Annotated in this window: 10 protein-coding genes and 2 CRISPR repeat arrays; of the genes, 3 read left to right on the forward strand and 7 right to left on the reverse strand. The window is 35.4% G+C overall.

Annotated elements, in window-relative coordinates; genetic code table 11:
- Nucleotide 1 precedes the first annotated feature (1 nt).
- A complete protein-coding gene (locus ELD05_RS00365) occupies nucleotides 2-688 on the forward strand; it encodes a hypothetical protein (protein ID WP_127350880.1) in 687 nt (228 codons plus the stop codon).
- A 1,184-nt stretch (nucleotides 689-1,872) separates the two neighbouring features.
- Here ELD05_RS00365 and ELD05_RS00370 read toward each other — a convergent pair.
- From ELD05_RS00370 to ELD05_RS00380, 3 genes are all read right to left on the reverse strand, one after another.
- Nucleotides 1,873-2,865: an Rpn family recombination-promoting nuclease/putative transposase gene (locus ELD05_RS00370; protein WP_127350881.1), complete on the reverse strand. Its 993-nt coding sequence runs from the start codon at nucleotides 2,863-2,865 to the stop codon at nucleotides 1,873-1,875.
- Between the two features lie 98 nt (nucleotides 2,866-2,963).
- Nucleotides 2,964-3,261: direct repeats of the CRISPR family, unit length 31 nt; unit sequence GTTTCAATCCCCAAAGGGTAGGCTACAAACA.
- Nucleotides 3,262-3,390: 129 nt separating this feature from the next.
- Nucleotides 3,391-3,648: a hypothetical protein gene (locus ELD05_RS00375; RefSeq protein WP_127350882.1), complete on the reverse strand. Its 258-nt coding sequence runs from the start codon at nucleotides 3,646-3,648 to the stop codon at nucleotides 3,391-3,393.
- A complete protein-coding gene (locus ELD05_RS00380) occupies nucleotides 3,645-4,634 on the reverse strand; it encodes an Rpn family recombination-promoting nuclease/putative transposase (protein ID WP_127350883.1) in 990 nt (329 codons plus the stop codon). Before ELD05_RS00380 ends, ELD05_RS00375 begins: the two co-directional genes overlap by 4 nt.
- Before the next feature lie 175 nt (nucleotides 4,635-4,809).
- Nucleotides 4,810-5,238: a CRISPR direct-repeat array (repeat unit 30 nt; unit sequence GTTTCAATCCCCAAAGGGCAGGCTACAAAC).
- A gap of 529 nt (nucleotides 5,239-5,767) precedes the next feature.
- Between ELD05_RS00380 and csx2 the strand changes: the two genes are divergently transcribed.
- Together csx2 and ELD05_RS14695 are read left to right on the forward strand one after the other, a co-directional pair.
- The gene (gene csx2, locus ELD05_RS00385; RefSeq protein ID WP_127350884.1) at nucleotides 5,768-7,096 is read left to right on the forward strand and encodes a TIGR02221 family CRISPR-associated protein; all 1,329 of its coding nucleotides are present in this window, start codon (nucleotides 5,768-5,770) and stop codon (nucleotides 7,094-7,096) included.
- Between the two features lie 20 nt (nucleotides 7,097-7,116).
- Nucleotides 7,117-7,251 carry a hypothetical protein gene (locus ELD05_RS14695; protein ID WP_277601420.1) on the forward strand — a complete coding sequence of 45 codons (135 nt, stop codon included), beginning with the start codon at nucleotides 7,117-7,119 and terminating at the stop codon, nucleotides 7,249-7,251.
- Between the two features lie 81 nt (nucleotides 7,252-7,332).
- Here ELD05_RS14695 and cas3 read toward each other — a convergent pair whose 3' ends face one another.
- From cas3 to ELD05_RS00405, 4 genes are read right to left on the reverse strand one after another with little or no spacing between them, the layout of a single operon-like run.
- Complete coding sequence (gene cas3 / locus ELD05_RS00390; protein WP_127350885.1) at nucleotides 7,333-9,807, reverse strand: CRISPR-associated helicase Cas3'; 2,475 nt, start codon at nucleotides 9,805-9,807, stop codon at nucleotides 7,333-7,335.
- Nucleotides 9,782-10,513: a type I-B CRISPR-associated protein Cas5b gene (gene cas5b, locus ELD05_RS00395; RefSeq protein WP_127350886.1), complete on the reverse strand. Its 732-nt coding sequence runs from the start codon at nucleotides 10,511-10,513 to the stop codon at nucleotides 9,782-9,784. Before cas5b ends, cas3 begins: the two co-directional genes overlap by 26 nt.
- A 22-nt stretch (nucleotides 10,514-10,535) precedes the next feature.
- On the reverse strand, nucleotides 10,536-11,519 hold the full coding sequence (gene cas7b / locus ELD05_RS00400; RefSeq protein ID WP_127350887.1) for a type I-B CRISPR-associated protein Cas7/Csh2: 984 nt from the start codon (nucleotides 11,517-11,519) through the stop codon (nucleotides 10,536-10,538).
- A gap of 49 nt (nucleotides 11,520-11,568) precedes the next feature.
- On the reverse strand, nucleotides 11,569-13,500 hold the full coding sequence (locus ELD05_RS00405) for a TIGR02556 family CRISPR-associated protein (RefSeq protein ID WP_127350888.1): 1,932 nt from the start codon (nucleotides 13,498-13,500) through the stop codon (nucleotides 11,569-11,571).
- Nucleotide 13,501 lies beyond the last annotated feature (1 nt).

A 13,501-nucleotide genomic window follows, 5' to 3' on the forward strand; every position in this document is an offset into this window, starting at 1 on the left:
AATGGATGCAAACAGCAAGATAACTGAGATAGCAGAGAGTTTTGAAAAACTTTATGATGATGTGCATAAAATAGTGGAGTTATTGGTTAAGTTCAATGAAGTGCTTGAACTTCTATCTAAAACGTTGGAAAAAGTCAAACTTTATGCAGAAACAAGTGAAACATTAGAGAAGCTAAATGCAATTGGGATATCAATCATAGAAGTAACAAAAAGTATGGAAAAAGGAGCAATTGAGTTTAAAGAAAGAGAATTAAATGAAATAGAAAAAATACAGAAATATTTTCAAGAAGTCGTTTCAAGAACTGAAGAGTCTTTTTCACAATTTTTCGAGACTTCAAAAAATCTAATTAATGAGTTGAATAAAAATATTAATAATTTAATGCAGGAGACAAACAATTGGTTCGATGAAAATAGAATAAGGATGGAAGAGATATTTAAAATTCAGCAGGAATCATATCAAAAACTTATGCAGACAAACAATTATATGAAGAGAAAAATGGAATTACTCATCCAAAACATGGAAAGTGAATATAAACAGTTGATGGAATTAGTGGATTTTATAGTAATTCAGAAGAATAATTACAGTAAAATAAACAAAAAGATTTTGATAAATATACTGCGGCAAAACGATAAATCATACGAAATTGTTTTAAAACCAAGAAGCAATCCAAGACACCCAAAGTATTAATGAGATTTATATTTTGAAATGAAATTGATTCTTGAGGCATATCTGCTTTTCAAAATAAAAAGAGGCACTTTTTAAAGTGCCTCTTTTTATATATGTTCTTATCTGATTTAGAGAAAATAAATATTGGCATCTCTAATCCCACTCATAGTCAAAAGAATCCCAGAAATCTATATCATCTATAATATCATCCGTTTCGCTGGACATGTCATAATCATTTTCGTATTAATAATCGTCATAATGATAATCTTCAAAAAACTCTGGCTCTTCGTTGTAATCCTGCTCTTCACAGCTTGCAATACTGTTTCAATGCTCCAATTTCATCAATTCTTTTTGAAAATCTGAGTTAAAACTCTTGCACTTGAACATGTGTTTGTATTTGTGTCTATTTGTGTTATGCAGAAATGAATACCGCACAAGATTATTTAGAGGAAATTTTACAAAAAGAATTTCAATCCCCAAAGGGCAGGCTACAAACGCGTTCAAATGTTTGATTTTATTATATCAACTTTATGCAAAGATGTCAATGATTTTATATCAGTACATCATATCAAAATGACACTCAGATCAGAAAATTCAAGGTGTAAAACACCATCAAACCCTTCCGTCTATCCAGCTGTTGCTAGAAATCAAGTCAAAGCCTTACCACATCTAAATAAAACCGTATCCAAATTAAACCCCAAAATTTTTGCACCTGAGATCGACAGAAATGACTTTTAGTCAAAATAACAATTTTATTCATAAATCTTGCAAATATATATATATAGTCCGATGCAGTTTTTAAAAAGGAAATTTGGCTTATACTACGTTCGTTATTAAAATTGAACTAAATGACAAATGTTAAATGTTAACGTTTGTTTTTATCCTGCTTAGAATTTTAAAGAGCTTAAGGATAAAATCTTTTATGAATCGTTTTCTTGGACAGGTATATAAAGATATGTGCAGATTATTTTTGAAGAGATATATAAATGGTGGAACAGCAACACCTTAAAAAATGTGAGCTAAAACAATACTTTGATGAGGGAAATTAAAACTTGAATAAAATTTAAAAGGCATCTTTCAACCTAAGTAGGCTTTGTTAAAACAAGAAAGAAAGCCTAAAAACATAACTTGCAATTTCTAAGTCTAAAGTAAAAGGGCTGCTACTTCATCTTTTTGAACAGCCCCCACACATCTTAAAATTTCAATCAGTTTCTGTGCTTTGCACGAAGCTCTTTTATCTTTTCAAACGAAAGTCCTGTAATCTCTGCTATCTCCTCATCTTTGTAACCTTTTAAAATCATCCTCTCAGCTGTCTCTATCTTGCTCTGCTCAAATCCCTGCCTAATACCTTGCTCAATTCCCTGCTGAATTCCCTGCTGAATTCCTTGCTGTAATCCTTCAAAAATCAACTCTTCTCTTATCTTTCTCAAATTCTGAAATAGTGGCATAGCTTTTTCACCCCCTCTTACAGTCTCATCAATCGCTCTTTTGGCAGCCTCAACTTCTATCTCCTCAAGCTCCCTCAAAGCAACTGGCAAGCACACCTTCAACACCTCTATCTCCTTCTCCTCTGCCCCCCATAAATATTCTCTCAGCTCCAAAAATAACCTCTCTAACTCCTCATATCTCTTAATCCTATTGAGCTTCAATATTAAGCTCAGTATGTCTTTCACTTGCAAAATGCTTTCTGCTTGGTTTAAGTCAATCAATATATACTCAAAATCAATTACGCAATTTCCAAACTCCTCAAATCCTAAAATCTTCTCCCTCAGCCTTCTTGTAGCTGTCCACCTGTCTTCCCCGTCGTAAAACACTATCGGCACAACTGCCGGCAATGTAAATCCCTTTTTCCTTATTTCCCCTTTGTCAAAATCTTTGACATAGTCTCTGTATATATCTGTGATGTAAAACAAAAGCCTTATTGACATTGAATGGTCAACTGTTGATTGATGTTCAAACAAAATGTAAAAGATAATCTCTTTCTCTTTTAAATTGACTTTATAGAGGATGTCACTTTCCTGTTCAGAGAAGTCTGGCAAAACATAACTTTTGTCAATTCTTTCAAGCTGGTCTTCTGTAAGATTTTTGAATACCCCAATCTCATCAAGTCTTTTTAAAAACCTGAGGAAGATGCTTTTGTTAGAGAATATGTATTTGTACTCCAGGTCATTTATGTTGTGAGGAAGCAGGTTATTCATTATTTTCACCTGAAGAGTTTTCTAAGAAACATTATAACAAATGAAAAGGATAATATCAAACATATTTTCTTATCCAAGATGAGAAGTAAAAGATCTGCGTTTCACTCCCCAAAGGGTAGGCTACAAACATAGGCTTTTCAAACTTCTTGATATAGGTGAACAAGGTTTCAATCCCCAAAGGGTAGGCTACAAACACTGTATGTCATTCCCGATATCAGGACAACAAGAGGCGTTTCAATCCCCAAAGGGTAGGCTACAAACATGTTTATTATGTTTATGCCATAGTGTCGTATAAATGTTTCAATCCCCAAAGGGTAGGCTACAAACAAGACATGGGGTGGAATGTATTCAACAGCTGGAATACCGTTTCAATCCCCAAAGGGCAGGCTACAAACACGTCAAATAGCTTGATTTTATTATATCAACATTATACACCCCTGTCAATGTTTTTATATCAAAACATCTGTGGAAAACTCACATCAAGTCAGAAAAATCAAGCTATATAGCCACCTCAAACCCTTCCGTCTATCCAGCTGGTACCAGAACATCAAGCAATCCTACATGCCTCAGCATTGAAACCGCATACAAATCAAACCTCAAAATTTTTCTACCGGAGGTCGACAGATATGACTTTTGGTCAAAATGAAATAATATAAATTGTCTTTTGAATAATAACTCAAAAAGTGAAATCTCTATTCTACTGCTGCTTGCTAAAACAATAAAAGCCACAAGCAGCACCAAAAACGCTTGTGGCAAAAGGATATTTTTCAAAATTTCAATCAATTTCTATGCTTTGCACGAAGTTCTTTTATTCTCTCAAGCGAAAGTCCTGTAATCTCTGCTATCTCCTCATCTTTGTAACCTTTTAAAATCATCCTCTCAGCTGTTTCTATTCTGCTTTGCTCAAAACCTTGCTGAAACCCTTGCTGAAGTCCTTGCTGCAGTCCTTGCTGTAGTCCTTGTTGAAGCCCAAGGTTAAATTCTTTTGTTTTTGCTTCATCGAGAAGTCTTGCTACATTAGATACAAAATCACCCATCTTCTCAGCACCCCCTTGTTTGACTCTCTCTACTACCCTTTCATACTCTTCTCTCTGCTCTTCCAATAACCTCGGTCTTATAATGTAATACACCCACCTTAAAAATCTATCTATGTTCTCTTTGCTTAGCTTCTCTAAATTCTTCTCAACCTCTAAAAGCCTTCTTATAAGCTCATCCCTGTCTTCTCTTACCTGCTCTAAATAAAATACTATAGGTGTCAGCAAATCTTTTTCTTCTTCCAAAATCTTTTTAACATCTATCTCAAATACATCAACTACTCTGTATCTAAATACATCATCTTTAAAAGTCTCAAATGCCTCCATTAAGTCAGTCGAAATATTCCATTTTTCCTTGATTCCGTTGTATACCACTATGGGTATAACAGGAGGCAAGTTTTCTACTCCTTTGCTAAGTTCATTCCACCACAGGCTTACCATGTACTTTAGTATCTTTTGGGCCATATCTCTTCTTACTGTTGATTGGTTCTCAATTAAGATGTAAAAATACATTTCTCTGTTTTTCAGTTTTGCTTTAGCTACAATGTCGGCTCGCAGCTGCGAAAAGTGCTGTGTTACAAATTCGCTGTCATCAAATTCTATAGATTCTTCTTCTATCTCCTCTGCCCATTTGTACTTGAGTATATCTTTGACAAGAAGTAACAGCTCTTTTTTGTCTTTGAGTAGGAATTTAAAGGTAGTGTCATGTTCCATCGATGGAAGTTCACTGTTCAAAACTTCTTCACTCCGCTTTTAAAGCTTTTTGGGTGAAATTCTCCAGCCTGCACACAAAGATTTTGATTTTCTTTTGTTTTTTACCCAATTTAATTATACCACAAACATTTATGCTTTTGTTTGGCATTTTGAGATTGTTCCAATTCTTAAAGATCAGTTAACAAGTTCCATTTCTTTTTCAATCCCCAAAGGGCAGGCTACAAACCATGAATGGTATAGCTTCATTGGATGAGCTTTTCTCGTTTCAATCCCCAAAGGGCAGGCTACAAACTTGGTATGTTGATGAAGACAAAAAGCTTCATTTTGTGTTTCAATCCCCAAAGGGCAGGCTACAAACCTGGTGCAGGGAGAACACAGCAACAACGTATCGCTGGTTTCAATCCCCAAAGGGCAGGCTACAAACTGGTTGCTTTTCTATGTACTGCGTGAGAATTCAAAGCGGTTTCAATCCCCAAAGGGCAGGCTACAAACTCTTTGTAATCCTTTGCTATGTTTTTGTCAGCTGGTTTCAATCCCCAAAGGGCAGGCTACAAACCTTCATACCGGAAGAGACATTGCAATCTAAAAGAAAAACGTTTCAATCCCCAAAGGGCAGGCTACAAACACGTTCAAATGCTTGATTTCATTATATCAACTTTATGCAAAGGTGTCAATGTTTTTATATCAGTACATTATATCAAAGTGCTGCTCAAATCAGAAGATTCAAGAGCTAAACCCTCATCAATCCCTTTCGTCTATCCAGCTGTTGCCAGAAATCAAGCCAAAGCCTTGCTATATCGAAATTAAACCGTATCCAAATCAAAACTCAAAAATTTTGCACCGGAGGTCGACGGAAGTGACTTTTGGTCAAAATGAATATATAATCGTAAAATTAATGTATTATATGCATAATCATAAAATAAGCAGAAAGTTGTATTTCGGCAAAAAGAAATTCATCTCAATCACCCCTGTAGATGATATTTAGGAGTCATATTGTTTACAAGAATAACTAATTATAACTATATTGTGCAAAAGCAGAATTTAATTTTTTTGCGAATTTTGTCAAAAAGAAGAGCGAGAAGCGTTTAAAAAAAGGAAAAATTGGTTTATAATTTTGTTTAGATGAATAGCTATAATCAAGGGGGTTTTTAAAGGTGAATGTACACAAAGCCTCGAATATCCTAATTTCCGTAATAGGCAAGGGTCGACTTAAAAAGGACCAAACAGTGGGTTATGAACAAACTGAATACGTTTTTAATCCTGACAAAAAAAAGAATAAAAGATATACAGCGTCAAAGACAGCCTTTTTTGGTATTGCCCTATATGAATATCTTAGAAACGTTGAGAGCATAAACATTGACAAGTTTATTATAATTGGCACTAATAAATCAGCGTGGTCAGAACTTTACCAAATTCTTCCCCATGATGTACAAAGCTCAGAAGGCATAACTGAGATGTGCTTGAAAGTGTATGAAGAAGAAAAGAAAGGTATTTCAGAGCAAACGCTTTTAGAGTGGCAAAATACTTTAACAAAGTACGTACCAAGCCTTAAGTTTCATAAAATAGAGCCAGTTGAACTTGGTAAAGGCATTGACATACTTTTGAAAGAGCTTGATAAAGATGGTGCCCACAATGTAATTTTTGACATGACGCACGCCTTTAGGAACATTCCTATTGTTTTTTCCTATGGTATAATGCTTTTGAAGTATTTGAGAAAGATAAACAACATAAGAATATTCTATGGTGCACACGATATGAAGGAATATTTTTCAGAGCTTGGGGGTGAACAATCCCCTGTAATTGAAATTTCTTTTATAGACAAACTGGTCAAAATGATTGAGGCGATGGCTACCTTTGAAAATTCTGGCTACTTTGTGCCCATTTTGAATCAACTTGGTTTTGGCAACAAAGAGAAGACATATTTCAGGCTGGAGATGAACCGCCAGCCACGAAGAGAGATTGAAGAGATAATAAAAGGGCTTGAGGATAAACTAAATACAGCTGAGCATGCTTATGAAAGAGAAATAGTTGAGATAATGTACAGAGAATTTTGTGAAATGAACAGGCAGGAAAAACTCTTTCAGAGAATGTACAAAAGATCTCAGTTTTTCTATGAAAGAAAACAGTATCTCAAGGCTTTGATTCTTCTTTATGAAGCAACAATTGTACTTTTTGCAGATGTATATAATATAAAAGACAATATGAATTACGATGCACGTGAAGAGGCACGAGATAAACTAAGAAATGAAATAAAGAATGTTGGATCTGATGCAAATTCAAATAGACTAATCAAAGACCAAGAGGAAGCAGAAATACTAAAAGAGTTAGAATATGTTAGGAACGCTGCAGTGCATGGTTCATCATCTCGCAGCAATCAAAACTATTTAGAAGATATTGACTCATTCAAAATACTTTTTAATTCAGCGCTAAAAGTATTTGAAAAGCTACTCAGAAGAAGAGATGAGATTAAAAAAAGTTTCTGAATATCCCTTTTAAAAGACCGATGAAAAAACAACCTATTAAATATGATAGAACAAGGGCAATTGATAAAAGAGGAATAAGTATAGGCGCAAGAAGGATAAGAATAATAATTCCAAAAATAACTCCCATGCAAAACACCGCCTTTTTGTTAATATAAGTTGTTTTTTCGCTACTATTTTTACCCTCTGAAAAGTCTATAAAAACCTACAGGTAAGACAAGGGAGAAAGCAAAAAAGTATTAAAAACTCAGGTAGCTTTCTCCCTTTGTTTTAAAACCTGTCATCAGGTCATAAAAGTCGTTGAGCTGGCTGTGCGGCACATAGAGTATAAGATTTTCAAAATTAGCAGGGATATTGTCTGTCTTTGGCACAGAGATGACGTAGTCGTAAAAACTTTTGCGAATCTCCAAAAACCTCTTTTTTCTTTCAAAAAAGTCTTTAATCTCACGAATTTCTACAAATCTCTGCCAGATAATTTTTGCTTCCTCATCTGCCTCAACAAATACATCTATTTTGTAAGGTTCATCCTCGATGAGTTTAAAACTTCCGATTGCAGCTGAGTCAGAGTCGGATGAGGTGTAAAGAAGTCTGTAAATTGCCTCAAGAAATTTTTGTGATGTTCCCTTATCGTCGCTGCTTGTTTCAATCACGCCGCGTCTTGCAAGTTCTTTGTAATACTCAAAGATTAGCTCTGCAAACTTACTTTCATCAACCTTTTGAAATTGACTTAAAATCTTTTTGGTTGCATCAATCAATAGACTATCATAAACCTCTGTTGCAAAAAGTCTTCCTCTATCAGATACAAGTTCAACAACTGTTACTTTGCTCTTTCCTTTTTTGCCTTCTCTGTTTGCCCTTCCTGCTGCTTGGATGATTGAGTCAAGCGGAGCAATGTCTCTTACAACATGGTCAAAGTCAACGTCAACCCCTGCCTCAACAAGCTGGGTTGATACAACAATTTTGTATTTCTTATTTTTAATTTGCTCAATTCTTCTCAATCTTTCTTTTGGGATTATATGAGTTGTCAGAATTGTAATTTCGTCCTGCATGTCAGGAAATCTTTGATTTATAAGTTCATACAAATTTTTTGCACTGCTTACAGTATTCATGACAAAAAGGTAAGTTTTTTCTTCTTCAAACTCAAAGTTTGCCACAAACTCTTCAAGTTTTATTTTTGAGAAATTATTGTCAAAATACAACTCTGTTCGACAAAGTTTGTCAAAATAGTTCTCCGGTTTTACAATACTGATGGCTCTACTTTTGTCAACAATAAACGGCATTGTGGCAGTTGAAAGGATTATGTAGCAGTTTAGGCTATTACACATCTTCTCAAAAAGATTCTTGCACAAAAACCAATACTCTGAGTTTATAGCCTGCACCTCATCAAGAATGATAATTGAATTAGCAATTCTGTGGAATTTTCTCATATTTGAGTTTTTGTTTGTCAGAATACTCTCCAAAAACTGGACAAATGTGGTGACGATTATGTTTGAGTTCCAGCCTTCTATTAAAAGTTTTGCAATGTCTTTGTCAAAGATTTCCTCTTGGTTGTTCTGAAGACCATCTTTGGTTTTGTAGGCAATATCGCTTAAGTGATGGTGCTTCAAAATGATGTCTGAGGTTATGTCAAGGTCGCAAAAGCTCAAAATCTGTGAGATGACGTTATAATTTTGCTCAATGATAGATAAAAAAGGAAGTGAGTAAATTATTCTAAATTTGCTGTCAAATCTCTTCTGGGCAAGTTCTCTGAGTTTTAGTGCAAAAGCAAAAGAGATGATAGTTTTTCCAAGCCCTGTTGGAAGACAGAGGGTGTAGATACGTCTATTTTCGTCAATCTCGCAATTTGTTGCTTCTTCAAAAGCACTGTCTCTTAAGGTTTTTATTGAATTTTCGAAGTTTTCAGGCTTGAAAATTCTTCTCCTGAAACTGTCAACGTCGATGTGAGAAAGGTTTAGCTCTGGAATATCAACCAAAGTGCCAAAGATTGCCTCTGTTTTGTCTGCATCCAGGAGGATAGAATACAACAGATTTAGCATGAAAAAGAATTTCATCTCTGTGTCAAAAAGCTTTCTGAAGGCTTTCTTAAAAAGCTTTGTTGAGTCTTTTGCAAGGTCTACAAATTCTCTTAAGATATCTGTTGTCAAAAAACCAATTTCAATTTCAGGGTAAAGAGTGAAAATATTAGAAATAAGAGTATTAAACTTCTCTTTGTCAATATTCTCAATCTGCTCATAGCAAAGTTCTAAATCATCTTCTGAGATCAATATCATATCTGATGCTGCTTCTAAATTACCGTGATGTTTTAAAGTAGCAAAAAATGCTAAAATCGCAGTAAAGCCTTCAAAAGCTTTGTCCTCTTGGATTTTCTTTTCTTCAATGAGCCTATTTAATGTACCCCAAACACAGATAGCAGAGATGAGAGAGTGGCGCGATAATCTGGTTTTTGGTTTCTTTTTATCAAAAAGATAAGTTTGAAAAAAAGAAGTTGCCTTGCCGATGTCATGCAGCAAGGCTGTAATTTTTGCAATCTGGGAAAGAAACTTTGTTGAACAAAGTGCAATGTTCTTCTCTGAAGCAAAGGAGTTAGCTAAAATGCTGGTGTTTGCAAGATGAACCTCTAAGGGCTTTGCGCCTTCTATACCGCCGTCTTTGCCGGGGTGAGAAAAAAGGCCAGACAAATTTTTGTTATCAAAACAAAAGGATGTTCTCTCCATTTTGGACCTCCACATAACTTGATGGTCTTGCTAAAAGTTCTTTTCCAGTAGGTTCGAAAATGACGTCTTCGTATTTTATAACTTCTCTTGTCCTGAGCATGTAAAGAGGCATTCTCTCTTTAAAGTAGCTTTTTCCAGCTTCAATCCTTAGGGGTGTATCTGCTTTGCTATCTAAATAGCTTAAAGGAATTGGTGTGCAAAGGCTTACATAGTCATCTGGCATGTCCTTTTCAAAAGCCTCAAATACTCCGACAAATTCAAAGTCAGCAAGAAATTCAGAAAGACCCATTGAAAGAGTGAAAAAGCTTTTGTGTTCTTGCAAAAATTCAACAAGTTTTTGAAAGACATTGGTAGATGTATGTGTGGCGTATATCCTAAAACAAGGATCTTTTAAAAGCTCAAACCTCATCTGTGTTCGTGGCTGGCGGTTTTTGGTTTTTATAGGCCGCCATCTTCCTTCTTTTGTGTCTATGTGATTTATTCCCATTCTGATTTTTTTCACAGGGGTTAAAATTCTAATCCCCGCACGAAACTTACCATACTCTAAAACGTCAAGATACTCTTTTTTGTCAAGTCCCAAGATGGCTCCCACCATTCCCTGAATAGTTGGGAATGGTGGGAAGGGGTATGTTATTGGCGAAGATGTTGAATAAAACTTACCAAAAAAACCAAAGTCAGCTTTGATATCAAATACAGCTACTTTCATATCACATCACCTTAAAGCTTAATCAATCAAATTTAAGAACTTTGACTCTATCAACCAAGAAAGAAAGAGCATCTTTTAGTTCAACAGGCTTGCCCTCGCATACAAAGCTGAGAGAATCATCAACAGCTACTTCAATCTTTTGAATCTTATCCTGATACTTTGTAAACTTTTCAACAAGTCGTGTAATATCAAGTTGGAAGTCTTCTGGTGATCGTATAGCAGTATCTGACTTTTGAGAAATAAGCTTCACAAGTTTGTCAAGTTCACCAATGTAAAAACCGCTCTGGTTATATTCAACCCTTACAAGAAGCCTTGGCATCTGACCAAACTTTGAGCGTGAAATCAGGTTTTTGGTCCCGCACCAAAGAGCCTCTAAAAGAAGCTGAACATCTTCTTCTGTTACAGGCAACTCTTGACATAAAGCTGCATTTTCATTTACAACACCATAAAAAGCAATCAGAGCATACGGTAGAATATAGCATTCTGTAAATGTCCCTTGGTCTTTACCCTCTCCAGATGGCATAACTGTTGTACCCTTTACAAGCATGTACTCGACTTTATGCAAAGACCTTCCGAATTTGAACTGAACAGGTCCTGTAAAGGTAATTGCGCCGGTTTCCTCTGATGAATCTTCGTCTGACTTGCTCTTTCTCTTTTCGTCTTTACTCTTTAAAGTGGTTGTACCACCAAAAAGTCTTATGTCAATGTAGTCTTTTAACTTTTCTTTGCTGAGATTATACTTTGAGAATTTGTCAGACTTTGTCATGAGCTTTCCATCTTCGGAGATTTCTCTTAAGATGAACACAGGCAAGTTCTTGTACTCTGCCCAGTAATCCCTGCAGGTTCTTTTTAAGCGCACATCTGTTACTATGCATATATCTGTTTCAGGGTCAATTCTTGGCTTATTTTCATCAAGTGGGTCACCGTTTGGGTTTGCGTCTGTCACATCGTATAAAAACAAAATCTCAGACCTGTTTTTGATAATGTTATTGTTTAAATTTTCCATATCGAAAATTCCCCCTTCTGATTATTTGAATTTTTTAAAACATAAGGTTTTATTCTTCATCTTCAGCCTCTTCTGTGTCATTTGTCAATTTCTTTGCAAGGTCCCTGATTTTTTGACCAAGATTCATACCACAGGCAAAGTAAAAACTTACCTCATCGGAAGATAATTTCCAGTCAGCTGGCGCTTTTAGCAAAAGCTCTGAAGCTGTAGCAGCAACAAGTTTCTTTGCCTTGCCAAACGCTGAGTATTCCATAAGTTTGTTTTCAATCTTTGGCAGAAGTGAGATGATATCAGCTTGTTTTAACCTAAGCCCTTTCAAATTTTTGGCAAACGGCGGCATTCTTCCAGGCGCTTTTTTAAGACCCGCTGACTGAATTCTCAAAAGCATGTCACAAAGCGCGCCAACAAGGATAATTCCTTTTACAGCAGGGTTTGCAGATGCAACAGGAAACTCATTTAAAATCTCGTCAAACGGAGTTTCAAAAGGCATATTCATCTCATCTCCTTTTAGCTTTAGAATGTTTAGTTTACTCAGAAATTCTAAAACTTCCATTGCATAGCTACAAGAAACGTAGAAAGCTGATAAGTCGCTATTTACAATGTCATCCTGAAGCCTTCGACAAAAATGAGAGAGTAAAAAGTCAAAGTCAATAGGCTTTTTCTTAAAAATGCTTTCTGTTATCTCTAAAAAATAGCTGTCGAGATCTGGCTTTTTCCTAAGCCTGTTGCTCTTTGAGAAAAAGTGTTTAATCTGCTGGAAAGTAAAGTCAATGTCAGGGTTGTCAAAGAGTTTGCGAAATTTCTTTTCTGTATGTCTTTTTGCATCAAATATGTTCTTTAAGTGTGATGGGAAGACATCTTCAATCAGAAGGACAATTCTCTCCGCGCCCATTTGTGTTGTTAAAAACAGGAATGTAACTGACATAGAGTCATTAAATTCGCTCACAATTTCAAGAATTTCATTTTCATCGTCTGTGATATGCTCTAATTTTCTCTCACCAAGTCGGATGTCTTTTTGTGTTTTTTCAAGAATATCAAGGATTTCTGCATATTCAGAGTCAAATCCAAGTGTGAACTTTGGTATGAGAAGGTATCTAAAGTTGTAAAATTTAAATTGAAGGTTTTGTTCCAAGTACTTTCTGCCTTCACTAAGATGTGTTTGACAGCTTGAACATACAGGGAAGTTTTTCCATGCATTCTCAGGCGAAAATCCACCTTTTATAAACCCCGGCTTATCAATGGTATAGAATTTGAAAACGTTGACCATACCAGAGACATTTTCTCTTTTTTGTTTGCACAAAGAACATGTTTTATCCTGCGAACTTGACCTTTGGTTTTTCTCTTTTATAAGTTCAAGCAAAAACAGTTTGAAAATCTCATATTCGCCAATGTACTTACCATTGATGAGAAAAGAGAGAAGTATGCTATTTCCTTTTTTAAGCTCAATGTCATAAATGGTTTGGGAAATGTCATCTATAATTCTTTTTCTTTGCTCTTTTATGGCTTGTGTTATCTTTTCAATAAAATCTGCATCAGATTGAGTTAAAATTTTTAATTTCGAGAATTTCTTAGCAAGAGGCTGTGCCTTGTTCGAAAACCAGTTTTCAACCTTTTGCTGAAACGTCTTTTCAACTTGGGATTTTATGTTATCTTTTATTTGGGCCTCTGACATATTTTTTGTAGCTTTTGGCTTTACAAGAGTACATGTAGGTGAAAAGTTTGTCCCACCGCCTTTTGCACCTTGGCTGAAAAGGTAAAATTGTGTTCTTGACTCCATTGGGTCTTGAAGTTCAAGCCCGCAGTATTCAAACTTTCCTTGGTTTTGATTTAAAAGGATAAAAAGGATTTTTTCGCTTTCAATTCGCGATAAAAAAGAAGAAAGATTATTTGATAGAACATCAGAGGAGCTGCCCTCTTGTGAGACTGACTTTGATTTTCCCTCCAGCACGAATCTACCCAGTTCAGCAACAGCTTCAATCATT

The sequence above is a fragment of the Caldicellulosiruptor changbaiensis genome (genome assembly GCF_003999255.1).
GTDB classification, from domain to species: Bacteria; Bacillota; Thermoanaerobacteria; order Caldicellulosiruptorales; family Caldicellulosiruptoraceae; genus Caldicellulosiruptor; species Caldicellulosiruptor changbaiensis.